This window comes from Acidisoma sp. 7E03 (assembly GCF_054665075.1).
In genome coordinates this window covers 302,127-315,736 of the sequence record NZ_BAAFHE010000004.1, presented here as the reverse complement: position 1 = coordinate 315,736, position 13,610 = coordinate 302,127, and the positions used below count along the sequence as shown (strand labels likewise).

At 66.6% G+C, this 13,610-nt stretch carries 14 protein-coding genes and 1 tRNA gene; 10 read left to right on the top strand and 5 right to left on the bottom strand.

Going from position 1 to position 13,610, the window contains the following annotated elements; all coding sequences use genetic code 11:
* Positions 1-63: 63 nt before the first annotated feature.
* Positions 64-414 carry a hypothetical protein gene (locus ACYQ6W_RS08805; protein ID WP_459674795.1) on the bottom strand — a complete coding sequence of 117 codons (351 nt, stop codon included), beginning with the start codon at positions 412-414 and terminating at the stop codon, positions 64-66.
* Between the two features lie 144 nt (positions 415-558).
* Here ACYQ6W_RS08805 and ACYQ6W_RS08800 point away from each other — a divergent pair, with 144 nt between their 5' ends.
* The 5 genes from ACYQ6W_RS08800 to ACYQ6W_RS08780 all read left to right on the top strand — a co-directional run bounded on the left by ACYQ6W_RS08800 (position 559) and on the right by ACYQ6W_RS08780 (position 5,416).
* Complete coding sequence (locus ACYQ6W_RS08800) at positions 559-1,638, top strand: LacI family DNA-binding transcriptional regulator (RefSeq protein WP_459674794.1); 1,080 nt, start codon at positions 559-561, stop codon at positions 1,636-1,638.
* Between the two features lie 26 nt (positions 1,639-1,664).
* Positions 1,665-2,642, top strand: a complete 978-nt coding sequence (locus ACYQ6W_RS08795) for a substrate-binding domain-containing protein (RefSeq protein ID WP_459674793.1) — start codon at positions 1,665-1,667, stop codon at positions 2,640-2,642.
* Positions 2,643-2,786: 144 nt separating this feature from the next.
* Positions 2,787-3,764: an ABC transporter permease gene (locus ACYQ6W_RS08790; protein ID WP_459674792.1), complete on the top strand. Its 978-nt coding sequence runs from the start codon at positions 2,787-2,789 to the stop codon at positions 3,762-3,764.
* Entirely contained in the window at positions 3,761-4,495 is a 735-nt protein-coding gene (locus tag ACYQ6W_RS08785; RefSeq protein WP_459674791.1) for an ATP-binding cassette domain-containing protein, read from the top strand. Before ACYQ6W_RS08790 ends, ACYQ6W_RS08785 begins: the two co-directional genes overlap by 4 nt.
* Before the next feature lie 24 nt (positions 4,496-4,519).
* Positions 4,520-5,416, top strand: coding sequence for a sugar phosphate isomerase/epimerase family protein (locus tag ACYQ6W_RS08780; protein WP_459674790.1), 897 nt, complete (start codon positions 4,520-4,522; stop codon positions 5,414-5,416).
* A 37-nt stretch (positions 5,417-5,453) separates the two neighbouring features.
* Here the strand turns inward: ACYQ6W_RS08780 and queC are convergent, their stop codons facing one another.
* Entirely contained in the window at positions 5,454-6,158 is a 705-nt protein-coding gene (gene queC / locus ACYQ6W_RS08775) for a 7-cyano-7-deazaguanine synthase QueC (protein ID WP_459674789.1), read from the bottom strand.
* Between the two features lie 154 nt (positions 6,159-6,312).
* Between queC and ACYQ6W_RS08770 the strand changes: the two genes are divergently transcribed.
* Entirely contained in the window at positions 6,313-7,248 is a 936-nt protein-coding gene (locus ACYQ6W_RS08770; RefSeq protein WP_459674788.1) for an aliphatic sulfonate ABC transporter substrate-binding protein, read from the top strand.
* Positions 7,249-7,255: 7 nt separating this feature from the next.
* On the opposite strand, the gene ACYQ6W_RS08765 is transcribed toward ACYQ6W_RS08770, so the two are convergent.
* The 3 genes from ACYQ6W_RS08765 to ACYQ6W_RS08755 form a co-directional block, all read right to left on the bottom strand.
* Positions 7,256-8,290 carry a DUF6635 family protein gene (locus ACYQ6W_RS08765; protein ID WP_459674787.1) on the bottom strand — a complete coding sequence of 345 codons (1,035 nt, stop codon included), beginning with the start codon at positions 8,288-8,290 and terminating at the stop codon, positions 7,256-7,258.
* A 47-nt stretch (positions 8,291-8,337) separates the two neighbouring features.
* A complete protein-coding gene (gene ppa, locus ACYQ6W_RS08760) occupies positions 8,338-8,868 on the bottom strand; it encodes an inorganic diphosphatase (RefSeq protein ID WP_459674786.1) in 531 nt (176 codons plus the stop codon).
* Between the two features lie 80 nt (positions 8,869-8,948).
* The gene (locus ACYQ6W_RS08755; protein ID WP_459674785.1) at positions 8,949-10,271 is read right to left on the bottom strand and encodes an MFS transporter; all 1,323 of its coding nucleotides are present in this window, start codon (positions 10,269-10,271) and stop codon (positions 8,949-8,951) included.
* A 122-nt stretch (positions 10,272-10,393) separates the two neighbouring features.
* Between ACYQ6W_RS08755 and ACYQ6W_RS08750 the strand changes: the two genes are divergently transcribed.
* The 4 genes from ACYQ6W_RS08750 (at position 10,394) to ACYQ6W_RS08735 (ending at position 13,599) form a co-directional block, all read left to right on the top strand.
* Positions 10,394-10,466, top strand: a tRNA-Ile gene (locus tag ACYQ6W_RS08750).
* Between the two features lie 82 nt (positions 10,467-10,548).
* The gene (gene ettA, locus ACYQ6W_RS08745) at positions 10,549-12,228 is read left to right on the top strand and encodes an energy-dependent translational throttle protein EttA (RefSeq protein WP_459674784.1); all 1,680 of its coding nucleotides are present in this window, start codon (positions 10,549-10,551) and stop codon (positions 12,226-12,228) included.
* 126 nt (positions 12,229-12,354) lie between these two features.
* Positions 12,355-12,903 carry a GNAT family N-acetyltransferase gene (locus tag ACYQ6W_RS08740; RefSeq protein ID WP_459674836.1) on the top strand — a complete coding sequence of 183 codons (549 nt, stop codon included), beginning with the start codon at positions 12,355-12,357 and terminating at the stop codon, positions 12,901-12,903.
* Positions 12,904-13,017: 114 nt separating this feature from the next.
* Positions 13,018-13,599, top strand: a complete 582-nt coding sequence (locus ACYQ6W_RS08735) for a DUF1013 domain-containing protein (protein WP_459674783.1) — start codon at positions 13,018-13,020, stop codon at positions 13,597-13,599.
* Positions 13,600-13,610: the final 11 nt, after the last annotated feature.

Here is a 13,610-nt window from a genome sequence, read left to right as displayed (position 1 = left end):
CCCGAGGGGCGAAGTAAGGGGGATATCGGCGCGTCTGGCAATCGGGCGCCGGGCGCCTGGCCGTCAGATATGCGCGCTGTTCGGAAGATGCAGGCCAGGCATCAGGAGATTCAGGATCATCAGGATGAGCAGCAGGGTGATCAGGAAGCCGAAGACGCCGCCGAGCAGCCGCAGCGCCGCGACGATCACCAGAATGGCCGCCACCACCAGCACGGCGGATTGAAGTTCGCCGTGAACGCCCGCCTGCGCCAGCACCTGCCGCAGCCCATGCTCCACGAGGCCGATCACCGCCATGACGGCGCCGATCAGGCGCATCAGCAGGGTCAAAACGAAATTGATGACGTTGTCCAAGGACCGGCCCTCATCGCGCGACTGGCCGGGGTTCGTCCCTTCGGCCGCAGGATAGCTGGTCACGGGTGACTGCTTGCCAAGGGTGATGGGCCCCGATGCACAGCCCGCTTGTCTTAAAATCGATTTACGCGCATGGTGGAGGCAAGAAGAAATAAGCGCGGAACCATGCGCGATGACGGCTATATCTGTGATCATTCAAGGGTGACGATGCGGCAAGACGATGAAAATCGTTTTACGGATGCCGCGACACCGACGATGCGGGATGTGGCGGAGCGCGCCGGGGTCGCCGTCGCCACTGTCTCCAACGTGCTCAGCGGCCGGCGGGCTGTCGGCGCCGTGCTCCGGGCGCGGGTGCTGGCGGCAGTGGACGCCACCGGCTATCGGCCCAATCGCCTCGCGGCCAGCCTGCGCGGTGCCCGCTCGCAGAGCGTCGGCGTCATGGTGCCCGATCTCACCAACCCCTTCTTCGCCTCTCTCGTCCATCGGCTGGAAGACCGCGCCGCCGAGGATGGCTACGACATCATACTCGTCGGCTCGCACGAGGATGCGTCGCGCGAGGCGGCGCGCCTGCAGACCCTGCTCTCACGCCAGGTCGACGGGCTGATCCTCGCGCCCGCGCGCGACACGGTCGCGGCCTTGAGCGAAGGCCCGCTTCGGCTGCCGCCCACCGTGCTGATGGACCGCGGCGCCGGCACGGGCCCTTTCGACACCGTCTCCGCCGACAATGCGCAGGCCGCGCGCCAAGGGTGCCGTCACCTTCTCGCTCTCGGGCATCGCGACATCGCGCTCGTCGTCACCTCTTCGGCGCTCGCCAATATGCGCGCGCGTATCGCGGGTTACCGGGCGGAGCTGGCCGCCGCCGGGCTTGAGGCGCATGCCCGCATCCTTGTCGGCGGCTTCGACGTCGAGACCTGCCGCGCGGCCGTCGAGCAGGAGTTGCGCCGGGCCGATCCGCCAAGCGCGATCTTCGCCGCCAATTACGTGGCGACCCTCGGCGCGATGAAGGCCATCCGCGCCATGGATCTCGACTTCCCAGGAGCGGTCGCGCTTCTCGCCTTCGACGATACCGACTGGATGACGGTGCTGCGCCCCTATCTCAGCGCCATCGCCCAGCCGATCACTGCCATGGCAGACGCCGCCTGGCAGTTGCTGCGCGCGCGCCTCGCGGCACCAGGCGCGGCACCCCGTCACCTCTGCCTGCCCTGCACGCTCGCCGTGCGGGAATCGACTCAGAGACCGTCCACCTCCCGCCAAGAGGAGCCTGCCACGGTCTCGGCCTTGCCATAACAACAAGAAACGGAGGAACGCCGACCATGAAGAAGACCATGCTGCTCATCGCCGCCGCGCTGGCCCTCGGCCTTGCCAACCCGCCGGGCGCACGAGCTGCCGATGCGCCGACCTATGGCGTGCTGCTGAAAACCCTCGCCAATCCGTTCTGGGGGGCGATGGCGAAAGGCATTGCCGAGGGCGGGCGCCAATCCAGCGTCACCATCTTCCAGCAGGCGGCGCAATCCGATCAGGATGCGGCAACCCAGCTCAACCTCTGTACGACGATGCTGGAGCGCAAGCCGGCCGCGCTCATCGCCGCCGCCATCAATTCCTCGAACCTCCTGCCCTGCATGAAGTCGGCGAACGAGGCTGGCATTCCTGTGGTCGATCTCGACTCCAACCTCGATCCCACCATCACCGCCAAGGCCGGCGTCAAAGTCGCTTTCCGCATCGGCTCGGACAATACCCATGCGGGCATGCAGGCGGCAGATTTCATGGCGCAGCATCTGGGCAAGGATACGACAGGGCCGGTGCTGGTGATTGAAGGCCTGCCCGGCAACGTCACGGGCCAGATGCGCGCCGATGGCTTCAAGCAGGAACTGGCGAAAGTGGCGCCGGGGCTCAAGGTCGTGGCCTCCCTGCCGGGGGACTGGGACGCCAACAAGGCCGCCAACGTCACCAACGACATCCTGCAGCGCAACCCGAACCTCGTCGCGATCTTCGCCTGCAACGACACCATGGCGCTGGGCGCGGTCGAGAGCGTCTTCGCCGCCGGGCACGGCGGCAAGGTCACGGTCGTCGGTGTTGACGGGACAGTGGACGGCGTGAAGTCCATCAAGGCCGGGCGGCTGACGGCGACCGTCGCCCAGCTGCCGTATCTCGAAGGCATCGAGGCGGTGGCCGACGTCAAGAAGGTACTGGCGGGCGAGAACGTGCCTGAGGTCGTGCATGTGCCGACCCTCGTGCTGACGCAGACGGTGCTCGCCGCCGGCACCGAGCCCGACCTGAAATACGTCAAGTGAGACACCGGGCGCGCGCCGCACATCGTCGCGCGCCCACTTGCGCAAGCCGAGTAATCATCGAGAGTATTCGTTGATGGATCACAACTCAGACCGGTGTCCCGCTCCCGGCTTCAGGCCGGCCCGGGCCGCCTTGGAACGCCCGGCATGAGCGCCGTCGCGGCAGAAAGCCGCCCCTTCTCCTGGCGCAGTCTCGGCGGCGCCATCCGGCTCGAGAGTCTCGCCGTGCTCCTCGTGCTGGTGGTAGGGCTGTCCATCGCCTCCCCCTATTTCCTCAGCCTGTCGAACGCCTTCAACATCCTGCTGGCGACCTCGGTGATCGGCATTCTCGGCTTCGGCTCGACCTTCGTCATCGCCGCTGCCGGAATCGACCTGTCCGTGGGCTCCGTCCTCGGCTTCGCCGCGGTCGTCTCCGCGCTCTCCGTGAACGCCGCGGGCCTGCCCTGGCCCTTTGCCATCCTCATGGCCCTCGCCGCGGGCGCCTTCTGTGGCGTGATCAACGGTCTGCTCATAGCGCGGGCGCGGATCCCGGCCTTCATCGTGACGCTCGGCATGCTCGGCGTCGCGCGCGGGGCGGCCCTGGTGCTGACCAACGGACAACCCGTCTATGGCCTGCCGGCGCCCATCATCTGGCTCGGCCAAGGGCGGCCGCTCGGGATTCCAGTGCCGGCGATCCTCTTCCTCGCCCTTGCCGCCATCACCCATTTCATCCTGTCGCGCACGCGCTTCGGCCGCTACACGCTGGTCATCGGTGACAATGAAACGGCGGCCCGCGCCACGGGTATCCGGGTGGAACGGCAGAGGATCGCGCTCTACACGCTGTCGGGCCTGCTCGCGGGTATCGCCGGGCTCATCTTCGCCGCCCGCGTCAATTCCGGGGACCCGACGGCCGGCACCAGCTACGAACTTACGGCGATCACGGCCGCCATCCTCGGCGGCACCAACCTCTTCGGCGGACGCGCCAGCGTCATGGGAACGCTGATCGGCGCGCTCATCATGGGCGTGTTGCAGAACGGGCTGAACCTCCTCGCCGTCTCCTCCTTCTACCAGCAGATGGCGATCGGGGCGGTGCTGGTGCTCGCCGTCTGGCTCGACCAGATCAACCGTGGCAGGGGGCGGTCATGAGCCTTCTCGAACTCGACGGCGTGCGCAAGAGCTTCGGTGCCGTGGAAGCCCTGCGTGGCGTCACCTTTTCCGTCTCTCCTGGGGAGGCAGTGGCCCTCCTCGGTGACAATGGCGCCGGCAAATCGACCCTGATGAAGACCATCACCGGCATTCACCGCCCGACAGCAGGCTATATCCGCTTCGCCGGGCAGGATCTGGCGAGCCTTGGCCCCGGCGAGATTCGCGCTCTCGGCATCGAGATGATCTATCAAGACCTCGCACTCGCGAAGCAGCAGGACGTGGCTTCCAACATCTTCCTCGGCCGTGAGCCGACACGCCGCGTGCTTGGCGTGCCGGTGATCGACCGTGCGCGGATCGAGCGCGAAGCGGCGGCCATGATCCAGCGCCTCGGCGCCCGCCTACCCTCGGTGCATTACCTCGTCGGCCATCTCTCGGGCGGGCAGCAGCAATCCGTCGCCATCGCCCGCGCACTCACCTTCGCGCCGAAACTCGTCATCATGGACGAGCCGACGGCTGCCCTCGCCGTGCGTGAGGTTGAGCACGTGCTGGATCTGGTACGCGAGATGAAGCGCCAGGGCATCGCCGTCATCCTCATCAGCCATCGGCTGACGGATGTCTTCGCGGTCTGCGACCGTATCGTCGCCCTCCGCCAGGGCCAGGTGGTGGCCGACGAAGCCATCGCTAAAACCAGCATGAACGCCGTCGTCGCCCATATCGTCGGCGCGTCCTGATCTGACAATAAAGGAATAGCTTCCATGAACAAACTCGGTGTGCATGCCTTCGTCTGGGAAAAGGGATGGAGCCATGAGGAATGCACCCGCGCCGTCGCGCGCACGGCCGAGGTCGGCTTCGATCTCATCGAGCTTTCGGTGATGGACCCGAAGATAGTCGACGTCGCCCATACGCGCCGGCAGCTGGAGCAGGCGGGGCTCGGCGCCACCATGTCCTTCGGTCTCGACGACGCGACCGACATCTCCAGCAACGATGCGGACAAAACGAAGCGCGGCCAGCAGCGGCTGGAAGACTATATCGCGCTCTGCCGCGACCTCGGGGCCACCCATCTCTGCGGCATCCTGCATTCCGCCTTCCAGAAATACAGCGTGCCCACCACGAAAGAAGGCGTCGCCCGAGCCGTCGAGGTGCTGCATCATGTCGGTGAGATCGCGGCCCGCAGCAACATCGTCCTCGGCCTCGAAGTGGTGAACCGCTACGAATCCAACGTGCTGAACACGGCGGCGCAGGCGATCGAGATGTGCAAGCGCATCGGCCTGCCCAACGTCCGCGCGCATCTCGACGTCTATCACATGAACATCGAGGAATCGGACGTGCCCTCGGCCATCATCGGCACGGGCGAGTATATCGGCTATTTCCACACGGGGGATTCGCATCGCGGCTATATGGGCTCGGGTTCGATCAACCTCACCGAAGTGTTCCGTGCTCTCGTCAAGGCGCGCTACCAGGGTCCGATCACCTTCGAATCCTTCTCCTCCCGCGTGGTCGGTCAACCGCTGGAAGGAATCTTGGGCATCTGGCGCAACCTTTGGGACGACAGCATGGACCTCGCAACCCATGCGCTGATGTACACCAAGGCGATGCTCAAGGCGGCGCAGGAGGCTGAGCGTCAGGCGAGTGCGCGCAGCCTGCTGCCGTAGTCGTCACGCCTAGGGTGGGCAGAAGCCCACCCTACGGCTATCGGGCCTGGGTGTAGCGAGCCCAGCCCTCGGCCCGCAGCGCGCAGGCCGGGCAGTGGCCGCAGCCATAGCCCCAGGGGTGGAGGGTTGTGCGGTCCCCCATATAGCAAGTGTGCGTCTCGCGGTTGATGAGGGATACGAGTGGCGCGCCGCCCAAGCTCTCGGCCAGTGCCCAGGTCTCCGCCTTGTCGATCCACATCAGCGGCGTGTGCAGCACAAAGCGGCGGTCCATGCCGAGGTTCAGCGCCAGCTGTAGCGCCTTGATCGTATCGTCCCGGCAATCGGGGTAGCCGGAAAAGTCCGTCTCGCAGACGCCGGTCACGATGTGCTTGATGCCGCGCCGATAGGCGACGGTCGCGGCCATCGTGAGAAAGAGCAGATTGCGCCCCGGCACGAAGGTATTGGGCAGGCCGTCCGCCTGCATGGCGATCTCGGTCTCGCGCGTCAGCGCGGTCTCGCTGAGCGAGCCGATGATGCGGGCATCGATCAGGTGATCCTGGCCAAGCTTCGCCGCCCAATCTGGAAACGTCGCGCGCAGCCGCATGAGCACCGCCGGGCGGACGTCCAGTTCCACGCGGTGGCGCTGGCCGTAATCGAAGCCGATCGTCTCCACCTGGTCGAAACGCGCCAAGGCCCAGGCTAGGCAGGTCGCGGAGTCCTGCCCGCCCGAAAACAGCACCAGTGCCGAACCCCGTTCCGCCATCGCTCGCCCTCCTGCCGATCCGGCGCTCGCATAGCGCCATCCATCGCCCCGCGGAAGAAGCGGCGGAAATGCACGGATTCATTTCGTACTATGCGGCAAAGGACGATGGAAATATCCTATTTTGTGGATAGGGATTGGAGGACTCAGCATGGCCTTGGCACGACGGACATTCCTCGGCGGTGCCGCCACACTGCCGCTCGCAGGATATGCGACCCGCGCCCGTGCGGAGGGGAAGGTTTTCCGCGTCGGCTATCAAAAGGCCTCCGTCGCCCTCTCCCTCCTCAAGGCGCAGGGGCTGCTGGAGCAGCGCCTCAAGCCGCTCGGCTACCAGGTGGACTGGGCCATCTTCACCTCGGGCCCGCCGATCCTGGAAGCGCTGAATGACGGCGCCGTGGATTTCGCCTTCACGGGTGAGCCACCGCCGATCTTCGCCCAGGCCGCGGGCGTGCCCGTGGTCTATGCCGCGGCCACCAATCCTTCCCCGCGCTCGGTCGCCATCCTCACCGAGGCGAACAGCACTATCCACACCGCCGCTGATCTCAAGGGTAAGAAGATCGCCGTCGCGAAGGGCTCCAGCGCCAATTATCTGCTGGTCGCGGCCGTCCGGCATGCGGGCCTGAGCTGGGGCGACATCACGCCGATCTACCTCCAGCCATCGGACGGCCGCATCGCCCTGCAATCCGGCGCGGTCGATGCCTGGGCGGTGTGGGACCCCTTCGAGGCCGCCGCCCAAGTGCAGGGGGCGAAGATCCTGACGGACGGCACCGGCCTCATGCCCAACCGCGCCTTCTATCTCACCCGCCGGGATGTGGCGGTTCATCATGGTGACGTGGTGAAGGCCGCCCTCGGCGCCGTCCAGGCGATCGAGGACTGGGAGCCGGCCCATCTCGATCAAATCGCGAGCGATCTCTCCAAGACCATCGGGGTGTCCCCTCAGGTTCTGAAAGTCTGGTTCACCCGCCAGAAATATGGCGTCGGGCCGATCACGCCGCAGATCATCGCCGACCAGCAGACGATCGCGGACGTCTTCGCAGGATTGCATCTCATCCCGCGGAAGATCGACGTCGCGGAGGCGGTGCTTCAAGCCTGAGCCCCGCTCACCGCGCGGCGATGCGTAGCGCGGCGCCGAGGATGTCGAAAAGGTCGAGCAGCCGGGCGACGTAGTGGTCATGCACCGCGAAGCCCGCCGCCTTGGGGTCGAAGAACTGGCGCTCCAAGGCATCCACCATGCGGGTGAGCCTGCGCGCATGCATCCCCGTCGCCCGCTGGATGGGATCGGAGATCACGCCCGCGAAGGCGGCGAGCGCCGCCGAGGCGAGCATCACCCCGCCCGTCGTCGTCGCGACGAAACCCATGCCGGGGGCCACGGGAAAAAGCGCGTACCAGGCGGAGCCCAGCCAGGAGCCGAAGGGGAAGGCGCCGACCGCCGCCTTCTGAGAGAGCGCCGAGGCGAGGGCCGGGCCGAGGGAGACTGCCCCCGGCGTCATCTTCTGCAGCGCGAGCGCGCCGGCGCCGAGATTGATCAGGCCGGTCGTGATCTCGGCTGCGGCATTGCGGGTCAGCCCGTATTCCAGCATGGCGCGCCGCAGACGCTCGCGAAAGGCAGGGTCGGCGCCATGTGCGCCCAGCGCCAGCAGCATGGCCTGCATCGGGCCCGCCACCTGCGGGCTTTCCAAGATCGCGCGCGACAAGCCGTCCCGCCAGCTCTCCCGCCGCTTCTGGCGGATCGGCAGTTCCAGAAGTTCGGTCGTGATCAGCCATTCGATTTCGCGGGCGAGCGCGGTTTCGATCAGGATCGAACGATCCAGCCGCTTCTCCATGCCCGTAGCGCCCACACGTCCGGCCGCCTTGGCCCCGAGCTGCAGGGCAAGCTGCGGCAGGGCGAGGGTGAGATTGGCGGGTGCGCGCAGGATATCCCAGCCCACGGCGGCGCGATGCAAGGCGAGCGTGCCGGAGAGAGAGAAATGCCGGTCGATGAAGGGGCCGATGCGGCTCCGGGTTTCTGCGAAATAGCGGCGCGCGCCCTCTTCCACCGCGGCTTCCGCCTGCGTCCGGTCCAGCGTGATCGTCAGCTCGCCGATGGCAGCCTCCAAACGAGAAGGGCGGCCCCATCGCCAGGGCCGCCCTTCCAACTCTAAGCCATCCTCATGCGGCAGGCCCGCACAAGACGGAGAGGTCGTTACTTGCTGGCCTCATAGGCATTGATGGCGGCGGAGATGGCCTCTTCCGCGGCCTTGCTGTCACCCCAACCCACGACCTTCACCCACTTGCCAGGCTCGAGATCCTTGTAGCGGGTGAAGAAGTGCTCGATCGCCTTGCGGGTGATCTCGGGCAGCGTCGAGAGCTCCGCATTGTCCTTGAACTGCGGATGCACCTTGTCGTGCGGCACGCAGACGATCTTCTCGTCCTTGCCGGACTCGTCTTCCATAAAGAGCACGCCGATCGGCCGCGCACGGATGACGACGCCGGGCACCACAGGCGTCGGCACCAGAACCAGCGCATCCGCCGGATCGCCGTCTTCCGACAGGGTGTTCGGGATGAAGCCGTAGGCCGCCGGATAGGCCATCGGCGTGAAGAGGAAGCGGTCGACGAAGATCGCGCCGCTTTCCTTGTCGATCTCGTATTTCACCGCCGAACCCTGCGGGATTTCGATCACCACGTTGACGTCGCCCGGGGGGGCCTTGCCCGTGGGAATCTTGCTCACATCCATGACGGTCTCCGGAACTGCGAAGGAGGTTTGAACGGGCGCACCCTCCTTCATTCGCCTCCTCTTGCCAAGCCGAAACGCCGTCAGCTGCGCGTCAAATCCCGCCCGCGCGTCTCGGGGGTGAGCAGGACGGCCAGGAAGCTGACGAGCGCGGCGGCCGTAACGTAATAGCCGACCCAGGGCAGGCCGCCCAACGGCACCAGCTTCTGCGCGATGTAGGGGGCGAGCGATCCGCCGAGGATGCCGCCCAGCGCATAGGCGGCGGCCGCGCCCGAATAGCGCAGATTGGTCGGGAACAGCTCCGGCAGCAGCGCGCCCATTGGGGCGAAGGTGAAGCCCATCAGCCCAAGCTCGACGACGAGGAAGATCAGGATGAGGGTCGGGTTGCCACTGCCGAGCAGGGGCGCCACCAGGAAGCCGGAGATCGCGGCGGCAGCGGCAGCCGAGAGCAGGACCGGGCGGCGGCCGAAGCGGTCGGCGAGCGCAGCCGCGATCGGCGTCGCCACCGCCATGCCGAGGATGGCGAGGCAGAGAAGGCCAAGGAAGGTGGTGCGGGGAATATGCCCGACCTTGGTGCCGTAGCCGAGCGCGAAGACGGTCGAGAGGTAGAAAAGGGTGTAGCAGACGACCATGGCGCAGGCGCCGCGCAGCAGGGTGGGCCAGTGCCCCGTGATCACCGCCGTCAACGGCAGGCGCAGCTGCTCGTGCCGTGCCTGAGCGCGAGCGAACGCCACCGTCTCCGGCAGCCGGCCGCGGACATAGAGGCCGATCGCCACCAGAACCGCACTGCCCAGGAAGGGGATGCGCCAGCCCCAGGCGAGGAACTGCGCGTTGCTCAGGAGCGCGAAGAGGAGAAGGAAGACCCCGTTCGAGATGAGGAAGCCGATGGAGGGGCCAAGCTGTGGGAACATGCCGAACCAGGCGCGCTTCCCCTCCGGCGCATTCTCGGTCGCGAGTAGCGCCGCCCCACCCCATTCGCCACCCAGCCCGATGCCCTGACCGAGCCGCATCAGGCACAGCAGCAGCGGCGCCAGCAGCCCGGCGGTCGCATAGCTCGGCAGCAGGCCGATCAGCGTGGTGGAGATGCCCATCACCAGCATGGAGGCGACGAGCGTGGACTTGCGGCCGAAGCGGTCGCCGAAATGGCCGAAGAGGAAGGCGCCCACCGGACGCGCCAGGAAGGCGATGCCGAAGGTGAGGAAGGCCGCCAGCTGCTCCACCTGGTCCTTCTGTGGAACATTGGACGGGAAGAACACCGGCCCCAGCACCAGGGCGGCCGCCGTACCATAGATATAGAAGTCGTAGAATTCGACCGTGGTGCCGATGAGGCTCGCCATGACGATGCGGCCCGTGCTCGGGGCCGTGGCTTGCGCGGCGGCGCGCTGCCGGCTGACGCTGAAAGACATGAAAAGGTTTCTCTCCCTCGATTGTCGGAAAGTTTCTCCCAATCCCCCGTTTCGCGAAAGGGGCTGACCGCGCATGGCGGCGCTTGCCAAGGGGCGGCCCTTCGGGAGATACCCGCACCCCTGCGCCTGTAGCTCAATGGTTAGAGCGGGCCGCTCATAACGGCTTGGTTGCGGGTTCGAGTCCTGCCGGGCGCAGTCGGGCCTATGCCGCTTGAGCAGTTGCCCCCGCCCCCGATAGTCCCTAGAGCACGGCAACCCCGCACGCACGGAGATCGCCATGGCCGCCTACCAGTATGTCTATGTGATGAAGGACGTGACCAAGGCCTTCCCGGGCGGTCGCGAGGTCTTCAAGGGCATCACCCTTTCCTTCCTGCCGGGCGTGAAGATCGGCGTGCTCGGTGTCAACGGCGCCGGCAAGTCGACCCTGCTCAAGATCATGGCCGGGGTCGAGAAAGAATTCGGGGGGGAGGCCTGGGCGGCGGACGGCGTGCGCGTCGGCTATCTCGAGCAGGAGCCGCAGCTCGATCCCACCAAGACGGTGGGTGAGAACGTGGCCGAAGCCTTCGCCGAGGTGAAGGCGGCGCTCGCCCGCTTCAACGAGATCTCCGAGAAGTTCATGGAGCCGATGGAGGAGGAGGAGATGAACGATCTCCTCGCCGAACAGGCGCAGCTCCAGGAAAAGATCGACGCCGGCGACGGCTGGGAGATGGATCGGCGCATCGAGATCGCGCTGGACGCGCTGCGCTGCCCGCCGGCCGACAGCGAGGTCACCAAGCTCTCGGGCGGTGAGCGCCGCCGCGTCGCACTGTGCCGTCTGCTGCTCGAAAAGCCCGACCTCCTGCTCCTCGACGAACCCACCAACCATCTCGATGCCGAAAGCGTCGCCTGGCTGGAGCACACGCTGCGGGAATTCGCCGGCACGGTGATGATCATCACCCATGACCGCTACTTCCTCGACAACGTCACCAACTGGATCCTCGAGATCGAGCGCGGCCGCGGCTACCCCTTCGAGGGCAACTACTCCTCCTGGCTCGAGCAGAAGAGGAAGCGTCTCGCCCAGGAAGAGAAGGAAGAGACGGCGCGCCAGCGGGCTCTCGCGGCCGAGCAGGAGTGGATCGCCTCCTCCCCGCGTGCCCGCCAGACGAAGAGCCAGGCGCGTATCAAGCGCTACGAGGAGATGCTGCAGGCGAGCCAGGAACGCGCGACTGGCGTCGCCGAAATCGTCATCCCGCCCGGCCCTCGCCTGGGTGGCACGGTGATCGAGGCCGAAAACCTCAAGAAGGGCTTCGGCGACCGGCTGCTCATCGACGGTCTGAACTTCAAACTGCCACCGGGCGGCATCGTCGGCGTCATCGGCCCGAACGGCGCAGGCAAGTCGACGCTCTTCCGCATGATCATGGGCCAGGAGACGCCGGACGAAGGCAGCCTCAAGATCGGCGAGACGGTGAAGCTCGGCTATGTCGACCAGTCGCGTGACGCGCTGGACCCGAACAAGTCGGTCTGGGAGGAAATCTCCGGCGGCACGGACGTCATCCATCTCGGCAAGCGCACCGTCGCCTCCCGCGCCTATGTCGGCGCCTTCAACTTCAAAGGCTCGGATCAGCAGAAGAAGGTCGGCATCCTCTCGGGCGGTGAGCGCAACCGCGTCCACCTCGCCAAGATGCTGCAGAGCGAAGCCAACGTCATCCTGCTCGACGAACCGACGAACGACCTCGACGTCGACACCTTGCGCGCCCTCGAAGACGCGCTGTCGGAGTTCCCCGGCTGCGCCGTCATCATCTCGCATGATCGCTGGTTCCTCGACCGTCTGGCGACCCACATCCTCGCCTTCGAAGGGGACAGCCACGTCGAGTGGTTCGAGGGTAACTTCCAGGACTATGAAGAGGACAAGCGACGTCGTCTCGGCGACAAGGCGACCGAGCCGCACCGCATCAAATATCGTCCTCTGGCACGCTAGTCCGGCGCGCGGGGCCCTGTCCCGCGCCGTCCGGCGGCAAGGTGGTTTCCCGTGAGCGAGACCGAGGCCCAAGGGTCTGAACCCCTGTGCAACCCGGCCTGGGTGCTGCGCACCGGCCGGCTCGTCATGCGCCCCGTCTCGCTTTGGGATGCGGGACAGATCGCAGCCCTCAAAGCAGATCCACGCGCCTTCGCCATGATGCTGGGCGGGGTGCGCACCCCTCTCCAGGCGCAGGAGGAACTGGCCGCCGACATCCGCATCTGGGGGGCGCAGGGGATTGGCATGTGGTCGGCACACGATCCGGAGACCGACGCCTTCTACGGGATCGCCGGCATCGTCGGCCGAGCAGATGGCCGTGGGATGGCGCTGCGTTTCGCCTTCTGGCCGGAAGCGCGCGGCCAGGGCCTGGCGCGGGAGGCCGCGATGGCGGCGCTCCGCTTCGGCCATGATCGGCGGGGTCTGGGCCGTATCGTCGCGGTCGCGCGGGAGAGCAACCTCGCCTCCCGCACCCTCCTGGCCGGTATCGGCATGATCGAAGAGCCGGAACACGCCTTCGAGCGGGACGGCTTCCGCATGCTGCTTTTTGCCAGCGAAACGGCAGCGCCGGCCCCGGGCATGCCGCCGGCCTCCGCCGGCGGGATGCCCCCGAAAGGCGCCTCTGCCCCACAATCATAACAGGTTTTCGCGACTTGACCGGTGGAGGGAGCGGCGTCCATATCGGCTCTGATCCGGACATGAACTGCTTACCTCACATCCGCGCTCACGCGGGTGATACTAGGTGCTTCGACAATGACCCTGCCTCTGATGCCCAAAGCCACGGCCGTCTGGCTCATCGACAAGACGGCTCTGACCTTCGACCAGATCGCCGAGTTCTGCGGCATGCATCCGCTCGAAGTGCAGGCCATTGCCGATGGCGAAGTGGCGCAGGGGATCATGGGCTATGATCCGGTCGCCAACGGCCAGCTGACCGCCGAAGATATCGCGCGCTGCGAAGCCGATCCGAGCGCCAGGCTGCGTATCCTGCCGTCCGCCGTCCCGACGTCGAAGAAGACCAAGGGCGGCCGTTATACCCCCGTCGCCAAGCGTAATGACCGGCCGGACGCGATCGCCTTCCTGCTCCGCAACTTCCCGCAGCTCTCGGAGCTGCAGCTTGCGAAGCTGCTCGGCACCACGAAGGAGACGATCCAGAAGGTGCGGGAGCGCAGCCACTGGAACAGCGCCAACATCAAGCCGCGCGATCCCGTCATCCTCGGCCTCTGCAAGCAGAGCGACCTGAACGACGCGGTGAACCAGGCGAACGAGCGGCTGATCCGCGAGGGTCGGCAGGTGCCGCCGCCCCCGCCGCCGCTGGCCGAGAACGACGCGGCCTGAGCAAAGCGGGA